9 protein-coding genes are annotated in these 9,512 nt (G+C 62.3%); 6 read left to right on the forward strand and 3 right to left on the reverse strand.

The window, feature by feature from the left end; all coding sequences use genetic code 11:
- From APM_RS19140 to APM_RS19155, 4 genes are all read left to right on the forward strand, one after another.
- Positions 1–382 (forward strand): TrbI/VirB10 family protein (locus APM_RS19140; protein WP_007425045.1); only part of this gene is annotated, 382 nt, incomplete at its 5' end.
- Positions 379–699 (forward strand): hypothetical protein, encoded by a 321-nt coding sequence (locus tag APM_RS19145; RefSeq protein ID WP_039889311.1) that lies wholly within the window; start codon positions 379–381, stop codon positions 697–699. The genes APM_RS19140 and APM_RS19145, both read left to right, overlap by 4 nt.
- On the forward strand, positions 696–1,763 hold the full coding sequence (gene virB11, locus APM_RS19150) for a P-type DNA transfer ATPase VirB11 (protein ID WP_007425047.1): 1,068 nt from the start codon (positions 696–698) through the stop codon (positions 1,761–1,763). The genes APM_RS19145 and virB11 overlap by 4 nt, the downstream gene beginning before the upstream one ends.
- A complete protein-coding gene (locus APM_RS19155; protein WP_039889317.1) occupies positions 1,763–3,583 on the forward strand; it encodes a type IV secretory system conjugative DNA transfer family protein in 1,821 nt (606 codons plus the stop codon). Before virB11 ends, APM_RS19155 begins: the two co-directional genes overlap by 1 nt.
- Positions 3,584–3,737: 154 nt before the next feature.
- Here APM_RS19155 and APM_RS19160 read toward each other — a convergent pair whose 3' ends face one another.
- The 3 genes from APM_RS19160 to APM_RS19170 all read right to left on the reverse strand — a co-directional run bounded on the left by APM_RS19160 (position 3,738) and on the right by APM_RS19170 (position 7,400).
- Positions 3,738–5,420 carry a type I restriction enzyme HsdR N-terminal domain-containing protein gene (locus APM_RS19160; protein WP_039889313.1) on the reverse strand — a complete coding sequence of 561 codons (1,683 nt, stop codon included), beginning with the start codon at positions 5,418–5,420 and terminating at the stop codon, positions 3,738–3,740.
- A gap of 340 nt (positions 5,421–5,760) precedes the next feature.
- The gene (locus APM_RS19165; RefSeq protein ID WP_007425050.1) at positions 5,761–7,017 is read right to left on the reverse strand and encodes a Y-family DNA polymerase; all 1,257 of its coding nucleotides are present in this window, start codon (positions 7,015–7,017) and stop codon (positions 5,761–5,763) included.
- A 5-nt stretch (positions 7,018–7,022) separates the two neighbouring features.
- A complete protein-coding gene (locus APM_RS19170; RefSeq protein WP_007425051.1) occupies positions 7,023–7,400 on the reverse strand; it encodes a LexA family transcriptional regulator in 378 nt (125 codons plus the stop codon).
- A gap of 56 nt (positions 7,401–7,456) precedes the next feature.
- On the opposite strand from APM_RS19170, the gene APM_RS19175 reads away from it, so the two are divergent.
- Positions 7,457–8,140: an SOS response-associated peptidase gene (locus APM_RS19175; RefSeq protein WP_007425052.1), complete on the forward strand. Its 684-nt coding sequence runs from the start codon at positions 7,457–7,459 to the stop codon at positions 8,138–8,140.
- An 825-nt stretch (positions 8,141–8,965) separates the two neighbouring features.
- Positions 8,966–9,512: ISAs1 family transposase (locus APM_RS19180; protein ID WP_007425053.1), on the forward strand; the 547-nt coding region annotated here is incomplete at its 3' end.

Below are 9,512 nucleotides of genomic sequence, written 5' to 3' on the forward strand. Positions count from 1 at the left end.
ACTTTTCATCCTCTGGGACCGCGCGGTGACGCCCCAGAACGTCGCCATTCAACTCGCCTCGCCGGCGGCCGATCCCCTCGGCCGGGCTGGCGTCTCGGGGGCCGTCAACAACCATTTCCTCGAACGGTTCGGCGCGGCGATCATGATGACGATCATCGGCGGCTCGTTGCAGGTGGCGGCGAACGCCGCCCAGAACAGCGCCGGCAACACGTATCTGGAATATATGAACTCCAGCACAAACCAGATCGCCAACACCACACTGCAACACACGATCGACATTCCGCCCACGCTGACCAAGCACCAGGGCGAGAATGTCTCGATCTTCGTTGCCCGCGATCTGAATTTCTCCAAGGTCTATAAGCTGTCGGTTGTCTCGCCATGAGGGAGGGCTGGCGTACCCGCCTCGATCGCCTGACGCAGGCAGGGCAGCGGCTCAATCGCCATGTCGAAAAGACCGTCGTCAAATACATTCAATGGCAAGATCGTCGCCACGCGCGCCGGCGGCAAAAATTTCTCCGTCAAGGCTGGCTCTACAGCACGCTTCTGGGGCTGTGGCTCGTCCTGATCATCTTGGAATTGCTCGGCCATCAATCGGCCGCGGTCATCCATAGCTCGGCCGGCCTCGGCCTGATCTTCCTGGCTCTGAAAATCTGGCACTCGGCCATGGTCATCAGGGCTAAAAAGCGGGGGGAACTATGAACGACGCTGAATTTTCCGATGACCTCGTTGCGGAAAGCCCGGCCGCGCCGCTGCTCCGCTTTCTGCTCGCCCCGCTGCAACCCTGGCTGAACGATGGGGCGACTGAGGAGCTGTGCATCAACCGGCCGGGCGAGTGCTGGGTGCGCCAGCGCGGCGTTTTCGAGCGGTTCAAGGTGCCCCTAGATCGCTCGGCGCTGGAGGATATTGCCGTGCTCGCCGGCGCGCTGCGCCGTCAGGATGTCGGCCCCACCTCGCCGCTTTGCTCCACTGAACTGCCGGGCGGCGAACGGCTGCAAGTCTGCCTGCCGCCCGCCGTGCCCACGGGCACGGTCAGCCTGACGATCCGCCGGCCTGGCTCGACGGTCGCGCCGCTGTCCTCCGTCACCTCCCGGTATCAGTCGGATGGGTGGAACAGTTGGGCAGAAAACCGGGACACCCGGAATTTCGCGGAAGCCCTGGAATACTACGATTCCGGCGATCTTGAGGGCTTCCTTGCGGCGGCCGTGCGCTGCCGCATGACCATCCTGCTCTGTGGCGCCACCGGCTCCGGCAAAACCACGATGAGCAAAACGCTGATCTCGGCGATCCCCCTGGCAGAGCGGATCATCACCATCGAGGACACGGCGGAGTTGGTGATCCCGCAACCGAATCATGTGCGGCTGCTCTACTCGAAAGACGGCCTTTCCACCGCGAAAATCGACGCCGAGGCGTTGTTGCAGGCCAGCCTGCGCATGCGGCCGGATCGGGTGCTCCTGCAAGAGCTGCGCGATGATGCGGCATGGACCTATGTGAACGAAGTGGTTTCCGGGCATCCGGGCTCGATCACCACCATTCACGGCGCCAACCCGGCCCAGGCGTTCAAGAAGCTGTTTTCGCTCATCAAGGGATCCCCGAAGGGCGCTGGCTTCGATGACGCCACGCTTTGCGATCTGCTTGCGGCGGCTGTCGATCTCATCATCCCGTTCGAGACCTCCGGCACCACCTACCGGATCGGCAAGGTCTGGTTTGGCCCGGACGCAGCCAGACGCGGCGAAACAGCCGCCGCCCTCTTGCGGGCCGCATGATGACCTGGCGCGGCGTGATGCGGCTCCTCGTCGGGCTGGTGCTCGGCCTGGTGTTCTTCACCGTCCTCGCCACGATGATCTTCCTCATTGGAACCGGACTGTTCTGGCATTTCCAGCATCCGTTCTGGCAATGGTGGCTCTATCTTTTCGAGGCCAGCGGAGATCCGACCGTGCGGGTCTGGCTGGTCATCAGCGGCGTGCCGGCCTTCGCGATCCCCTTCCTCGCCGGCGTCGTTCAGCTTGTGCGCGGCCGGCGCGTCACCGGCTGGTCACTGCGCCGCAATCACGCCCCGACAAAGCCCGTCGATGCGCCGATCCGTGCCCCAACCGACAATCATGGTCATGCCCGCTGGATGACGATGGAGGAGGCCCGCGCACGGTTTCCGGGGCCTGCCCCGGAATATGGCGGGCTTGTCGTGGGCGAGGCGTATGAGGTTCACCGCGACAGCGTTGCCAGCATGCCGTTCCGGCCGAAGGATCGTTCAACCTGGGGGCAGGGGGGCAAAGCGCCCCTGCTGATTGATCCATGCGAGATTGGCTCGACCCATTGCATGATGTTCGCCGGATCGGGCGGCTACAAGACGACGACGGCCGTCTCCACGCTGCTGACATGGACCGGCTCGGCCATTGTCCTTGACCCCTCGGTGGAGCTGGGGCCGATGTTGCGCCAGGCGCGCGAGGACATGGGGCACAAAGTCTATATGCTCGATCCCCGCACGGCCCGCGAAGTCGGGTTCAATGTGCTGGACTGGATCGATGTGTCCTCCCCGCTCGCGGAAATCGATGTTCAGGCCGTGGTTGAGTGGGTTTGCGGCGATACCAGGCAAGGCGGCGATGAAAACGCTTCCTTCTTCAAGAACAGCGGCAAGGAGCTGGTGACGGCGCTGCTCGCGCATATGCTCTGGGACGAACACCTGGACCCGCACGAAAAGACCTTGCGCGCCGTCCGCACGGCCATCGTTACGCCCGAAAAGGAGCTGCGGAACGTTCTGGCCCATATTCACAAGAACTCGCAAAGCCGTCTGGCCCGCGATCTGGCCGGCAGCTTGAAGGACATTGTGGATGAGACCTTTAGCGGCATCTACAAGAACGCCACCCAGGACACGGCCTGGCTTTCAACCGCCGCTTATGCGGATCTCGTTTCCGGCAACACGTTCCGGTGCGCTGATCTGACGCTCGGCACGACCACGGTTTTCATCAACATTCCCCTCAAGGCGCTCGATGCCACCCCGGCGGTCGCCCGCGTCATCACCGGCGCGCTGCTGAACGCGGCCTATGAAGCGGATGGCGTGATCGAAGGCCGCGTGTTGTTCCTGCTCGATGAGGCCGCCCGGCTTGGCCCCATGAAAATCCTCGAAACCGCCCGCGACTGCGCCCGGAAATACAAGATCACGCTGTTTCCGTTTTATCAGTCGATCGGCCAGCTTCGCGAGCTGTTCGGCCAGGACGGCCCGGCTAAGTGGTTTGAATCGGTCAGCTGGTACGGCTTCGCCGGCGTCAAAACCAAGGCCGTCGCCGAGGAGCTGGCTGCGGCGATCGGTGAATACGGCGTGCTGGCCTGGTCGGAAGGCTCGAACACCGGCAACTCAGCGAAGGGGCTGGAAGCAGGCACCCGCTCGACAGGCCAGACCACAACCTATCATGAGCTGAAACGCCAACTCATCCGCGCCGAGGAGATCATGCACGACATGCGGGATGATGAGCAGATCATCTTCCCGAAATCAGGCCGGCCGCTGCGTTGCGGCCGGGCCATTTATTTCCGGCGGCCCGAGATGGCGGATCGCGTCGGCGAGAACCGCTTTGCCGTCAACGCAACATAGCCACGGGGCGGGCACGACGGGGAGGGGAGTGCCAAATTGAATGTCCGTACACGACCCATCACGGTCGCCGAACCGCTGAGCGGTTGATCCCGAAAGCGGTCAATTGCTGACCGCCAGCAATGGCGGCTTCGCGCGCCCATTTGAAGCGGGATTCCTATGGCCGCCCAAGGAACCCATACCCCTCGCGGAGCGCCTGGGCTGCTGCCGCGTCTCCAAAGAAGAACCGCCCCGCGAGGGTCGCGTCAGATGCCGGAGGACGCTGGGTGTCGATTTCCTCTCCGAGCCATTTGCGTGCCTGCCAAGACCCGAGTTCGGCCATACCTTCGACCAGGTCAGGATGGTGCTGAAGAGTCCACGTTTTCCAGGCGCCATGAGGTTCCAACACGCACAGGGCATTGTGCCCGAGGCAGTCGTAGGCGACACTGCAGGCAGCGGTTGGGTGACACTCATCACCGTACCGCGCGCGCGCCAGTTCATGATAGTTCGGCACCCGTCGCAGCATGGCGATCTCGCGCGCCCAAAGCTCCTGCAGCTCTTGCTGAGCGGCGGCCTGTTGGAATGCCCTCCTGCCGTCGGTGTGGCGACGGACGAATTCCATCGTGGCCGTAATTTCGATGGAATCGAGCGCGAGCAGCAAATGCCGTTCCGGTGATGAGACCGCCTGAGCGAAGGTCAGCTCGTCACCGTGGGCACGTTCAACAAAATGCAACAACTCGCCGACGCTCCGCGAGCGATTGTCGAGGATCATGGCGAGTTTCGCCACCCGGCGCGCTGCGGCTGAATAGAGAATTATGACCTGTCGCGCAGGGTCTGCTGCGAAATTCGTGAGAAGCATAGGTATGAGCTGGGTCAACGCGGCGTGCGGCGTTCGACCCGCCGTCGCAAGATAGACGGGAATCGGTTCGTGCTCGAGGCCCGCTTGCTCCAAACCGATTAGATAGCTCAGCGCATTAGCCCAGAACGCTGCATTTGCAGGACGAGGGCGATCGGGAAGGATCCTGTTAGTCACAAGCACGGGGAGTTCGTTCGCGCACGTCACTAGCCGCGCGGTCATCGCTTCCGCGATCATCTTCGAGTGGATAACGAAGAAATCGGCATCAACGAGTTGGGCGGGATCACTCTTTCCGACGGCGCCAATATGTGCGCGCAGCCCTCCTTCGTGGTCGATACGCTCACGGCTGTTCTGCAGGATTCTTGCCCGCTTTTCGATGAGCCGACGATCGATCGCGGCACGAAATTCCTCAAGCCGCGAGAGGTGGTTCTCATTATCGAAGGTCTTGTCGATCAGGCGCAGAACGCGACGGCGCTCGAAGAAGAACGCCTGCCACGGCGAGAGCAAGGCTCTCAGTTTGTCAAAATCCCGATCGAAGTCGGCCCTCGCAATGTGAAGCAGCGGCTCCCTGAGTGATTCTTCCCGATCGAAGATCTCAATCTTGTTGCCGTCGCACAGGACAAGCAACGCGGCATTGACATCGGGGTGGGCGGCATATCTCAGCGCCTGATAGAGAGCATCCCGATCGAAATTTTCAGCAGGGCCGGGACGCTTCGCCTCGATCAGCCAGAAGTTCTCCGCGAACAGCGTCATATTGTAGTCGAGTGCTTTGTGGCCGCCAAGGACTTCAACGGTTTTCTCGCGATCAAGCGAAAAATAGCTCTCCTTGTCGTAACCGAGAAGTCGGATGAGTGGGTCGATGATCTCCGCCCGCACGTCGGCCTCGGACCATTCCCCGATATTGAGCCGCATGATGCGAGCAAGGACCTCGGGTGCGTCCGCGTGCCTTGCGGGGAGCGCTTTGGTGTTGAGAAGGAATTCGCGGGTCGCTTCGATCGATTGCATCACCACACGATAGCACAACTAATGGAGAGTATAAAAAAGGCAGTCATCTAATAGGTGCCGCCGCCGACTCGATGATCAAGCGGCGCGTCTTGCAGGGTTCAACTGGCGACTTGGTGCGAAAGCCACAGATCACGCCCGAAATAGCGCGGTTCGAGTGGGAGGCTGGGTGAGGGCTTGTCGGGCGGCGATCTAAATGGCTGCTTACCGCACAACTTCGCCGAAACCAGAGCGGCAGTTCGCGGCCGGGCTCGGCCCGAAATGGAGGTCTGCTTTTCGGGCGTGCGTCCTGGAAGTTGACAGGCGGCTTACCCCCCAAGCCGGGCATAATCGAAGCTCGGCGCTAAAACGAATTCGCGACCAGCATTTCACCGGCTTGCGTCGTGTATCGGGGGGAGAGATTTTGCCGGCGTGCGCCCCATGATGGCGTTGTGGCCGTCGAAGCGATCCGTAGGGTTCCGCGCCCGAACCGGGCGTTGATCGCATCCATCACCTTCATTGTGGCAGCCGACTTCTCGCGATCGAAGGTGGCGAACAGAACGGCCTGGCGCCGCGCGGGGGCGAGGTCCTGCAACATCACCCCCGCCTTGAAATACCGGTATCCAGGACGCCAGACGGCCCGCAACAGCCTGATCGCCTCGCCGATCAACAGACCGGTATCAGCCGTGGGCTCGATCTTGGCCTGGCGCTGCGCCGAATACCACGGGTCACCGTTATGCGGGTTCGTATGGGTGAAGACCGCGATCTGGCCCGCCTCAAGCCCCTCGGCGCGGAGCTTCTCCGCCGCGCGCGCGGCGAAGGTACATATGGCCTCGCGCAGTTCGGCCGGCTTGTCGATCATGTGTCCGAAGCTGCGGCTTACCGCGATTCCCTTCCGTGCTGGCGCCATTAGCGATAGCGGCAGGCAGGAGGCGCCACGCAACTCCGTCTGCACCCTGGCGCCAGTCACGGTCAGCATGTCGCGCACCACGCGCGGATCCGCCCGCACGAAATCCACGATCGTGGCGATCCCAGCCGCGGCGAGTTTCGCCCCGGCCTGGCCGCCGATGCCCCAGACCTCGTCGACCGGCAGCCGCTCGTAGTGCCGCGCCCGAAGCTCCGGATCGCGCAGGTCGCACACGCCACTCAGCGCCGTCTCCTTTTTCGCGACCTTGTTGGCGAGCTTGGCGATCGTCTTGGTTGGACCGATCCCAACGCAGGTGGGGATCTTGGCGATCTGTCGGACATCACGCCGGAGGTCGCGACAGAACCGCTCGAGATCGGGAATGCCATCGAGATCGAGGAACATCTCGTCGATCGAATAGGGCTCAACCTGCGGCACCCGTTCAGTGAGCACGTCGTAGACCCGGCGGCTCATGTCGCCGTAGAGAGCATAGTTGCTCGACCGCCATTCGACGGCCCTGCTCTCCGGGCGATTGCGGAACAGGTGCCAGGGCTCGCCCATCTTGATCCCAAGCGCCTTGGCCTCCGGCGTTCGGGCGATGGCGCAGCCGTCATTGTTGGACAGCACCACAAGCGGGCGGGAGCGCAGTTCCGGCGCAAACGCCTGCTCGGCCGAGCAATAGAAGGAATTGCCGTCGATCAGCCCGAAAGTCGGCATTGCGATCAGACCTGAGTTCGCACCAGGCCAGTGATCACCGCCCAGATTTCGGCGTCATCGCCCTCGACGGGGAGGGGCTCGGTGCCGGCGCGCCCGGAGAGCAGCTGCCACTGACCGTTGCGCCAGGCGAGCTGGGCGACCAGCACGTCGCCGGCCAGCATCACCACAGCGACCTTGCCAGGCGCCGGTGGGGTGGCGGCATCGGCGATCAGGATATCGCCGGAGAGGATGCCGCGGCTGGCCAGCGCATCGCCGGCTACGCGCACGGGATAGCGGCTGGGCCGGCGGAGATCGAGGATCTCGGACAGATCGATCGGTCCCTCCAGGCTATCACCTGCGGGGCTGACGAAACCTGTGGTATTCCCGCCTGTGTAGCTTCCCATGTACACCTCCATCGACTAGAACATATGGAGAACATTTCAGGAGAGCAAGAGGCGCCATGTGCGGACGTTTTGCAGCCTTCCAGCCGGTTGAAGCGATCCGCAAGCTGTTCGGGGCGGTCAATTCAGCGCCGGCAGATGCACGGCCGTCCTGGAATATCGCCCCGTCACAGCGGGCGCTGGTTGTCCGCCGACATCCTGAAACCGGCGAGCGGCGCATCGATCTCCTGAGCTGGGGTCTGGTACCGCATTGGACCAAGGATATCAGGGAGGCACGGCGGCCGATCAACGCCCGTGCCGAGACCGTGGCGACCTCACCGATGTTCAAGCCGGCGTTCGAGTCCCGGCGCTGCCTGGTGCCGGTCGACGCCTGGTATGAGTGGCAGGTGACGCCAGACGGCAAGCGGCCGTTCGCCTTTGCCCGCACGGATCGCGCGACGATGGCTTTCGCCGGCCTCTGGGAAAGCTGGGTTACGCCGGGTACGGGGAAAGTTCTCCGCACCTTCACCATCATTACCACGTCCGCCAATATCATGGCCGCGCCAGTGCATGACCGCATGCCCGTCATCATTCAGCGTGAGGACTGGCCGATCTGGTTGGGCGAAGTGGCTGGACATGCGGCCGATCTGCTTCACCCACCACCCGATGAATTGACTTTGGCATGGCCGGTAGGGCAGGCAGTCAACTCGCCCCGGAACAACGGACCAGAACTGCTAGTACCGACTGGCGAATTGGTGCCTTGAGGCAAGGAAAAAGAGGACGCTTTCGGCCCATAAACGACGCGAGTGAGCCGTCTCACGATTGCCCGACATGGGCCGATACCGGAATGGCCGGTTACGGGTCCCGCTCAGAGGAAAGCCGACATTCCGGCGAGGATCGGCGTTGGCTCGAATCGACCCAGATTAGCCGTCAGCCGAGCTTTTCGACCCAATGGAAAGTAGACATATTCAGGAATTATTATACTCACTGTCACTGGCTTCGATGCCGACCCTGACTTGGTCACGGAAACTCTTGGCTTCAAACCAACGTCTGCCGGGATGTCCGTCCCATCATGCCTGCCCCTGAATTGTGAGCAGCAAATCTACCCGGACTGCACCGATTTTAAGGCTAAGCTCCACTTCGGTGCCGATATCCAGCCATCCGAGAGGTAGACCACGACATGCGCGACCTGGAGGTCAAATCGGAGGCTGTTTATCTGGAAGCACACAACGAAGTTGGCTAATGTCACGAAGAGAAATGAAGCGATGGCCCGATTGGACGTGTCTTGTGGTAACACAAATAACTGAACTTGAACGAGCTAGCCTAAGAAGAACGGACCAAGGAACAAATCATGCCACTCCCGATCGACCGTCTTGTCTCGACAATCGACGCGAGCAGGACTGTTCTGTTCTTTGGTTCCGGCTCTTCGATCCCCTCCGGGGCCCCCCAGGGCTGTTCAATGCTGATTTCTGAGTTGGGGTGAGTCCGATGCGCAACATCTGGGAGAGAATTGATTTTTTGGGGAGCGCGGGGATTCCCGACCGGCGGGATTTGGGATTCTTGGGAAGGCAACCGATTCGGAGGTTGTCATGGCCGCGTTCAGCTCGTTGCTCGATATACTGGCAGAGGTCCCCGATCCTCGGCGCGCGGAAGGCAAGCTCTACAAGCTGCCGCATGTTCTGCTTTTCTCGATCCTGGCGATCATCAGCGGCTGCAATTCGTATCGCGGCATCGTCACCTTCATCGACGTCCATCGCCGGCGGTTGAACCGCAGCTTCGGCCTGAAATGGCGCCGGGCGCCCTCGCACACGGCGATCCGCTACATCCTCCAGGGGCTCGATCCGGGCGCGGTGGAGGCCGCGTTCCGACGCCACGCGGCACTGCTGCAAGCGGCCAGGACCAAGCCCGGCACGGCCAGCATTGCGCTCGACGGCAAGACCCTGCGCGGCAGTTTCGACAGGTTCCATGACCGCGCCGCGGCTCATGTGCTCAGCGCCTTCGCCACCGACACCAAGCTGGTGCTCGCTCATGTCGAGATCGGCGAGAAATCCAGCGAGATCCCCGCCGCCCAGGCGCTGCTCGCCGAACTGGGCATCGCCAAGGACACACTCGTCACCCTGGATGCCCTGCACTGCC

The organism is Acidiphilium sp. PM (assembly GCF_000219295.1).
Lineage (GTDB): Bacteria > Pseudomonadota > Alphaproteobacteria > Acetobacterales > Acetobacteraceae > Acidiphilium > Acidiphilium multivorum.

Coding starts and splice junctions, on each gene's coding strand:
- APM_RS19170 (WP_007425051.1), bottom strand. CDS start 7,400: ATGGGAAGCTACACAGGCGGGAATACCACAGGTTTCGTCAGCCCCGCA.
- APM_RS19175 (WP_007425052.1), top strand. CDS start 7,457: ATGTGCGGACGTTTTGCAGCCTTCCAGCCGGTTGAAGCGATCCGCAAG.
- APM_RS19165 (WP_007425050.1), bottom strand. CDS start 7,017: ATGCCGACTTTCGGGCTGATCGACGGCAATTCCTTCTATTGCTCGGCC.
- APM_RS19145 (WP_039889311.1), top strand. CDS start 379: ATGAGGGAGGGCTGGCGTACCCGCCTCGATCGCCTGACGCAGGCAGGG.
- APM_RS19155 (WP_039889317.1), top strand. CDS start 1,763: ATGACCTGGCGCGGCGTGATGCGGCTCCTCGTCGGGCTGGTGCTCGGC.
- virB11 (WP_007425047.1), top strand. CDS start 696: ATGAACGACGCTGAATTTTCCGATGACCTCGTTGCGGAAAGCCCGGCC.
- APM_RS19160 (WP_039889313.1), bottom strand. CDS start 5,420: ATGCAATCGATCGAAGCGACCCGCGAATTCCTTCTCAACACCAAAGCG.